The sequence below is a fragment of the Bacillus sanguinis genome, from assembly GCF_018332475.1.
Taxonomy (GTDB): domain Bacteria; phylum Bacillota; class Bacilli; order Bacillales; family Bacillaceae_G; genus Bacillus_A; species Bacillus_A sanguinis.
Genome location: NZ_BOQB01000713.1, coordinates 1 through 230, shown reverse-complemented (window position 1 = coordinate 230; position 230 = coordinate 1). Strand labels below are relative to the sequence as shown.

The following is a 230-nucleotide window of genomic DNA, read 5'->3' as shown; positions in this document are numbered from 1 at the left end:
AACTTAAACATGAAGGGGGAGACGCTTTCTCCCCCTTAGTTTTCAGGCCTTCTCAAGCATGGCGTGCTTCTGCAGGCTCTGGATACTCAGCGTTAAGCTCATCAGACAATTTTCAAGCTTATCGGCGTTGACGGTAATAACAGTCGGGCAATCATGGTGCCCACTCATCAAACATACTGCGGCTGTCGCTAATGCTTCTTCAGCATGATGAAGAGCACTCCACTCTTCCT

1 protein-coding gene is annotated in these 230 nt (G+C 48.7%); it reads right to left on the bottom strand.

The window, feature by feature from the left end:
• Nucleotides 1-42: 42 nt before the first annotated feature.
• A partial coding sequence (locus tag KI369_RS30140) for a biofilm formation regulator BssR (protein WP_238484983.1) occupies nucleotides 43-230 on the bottom strand: 188 nt, incomplete at its 5' end.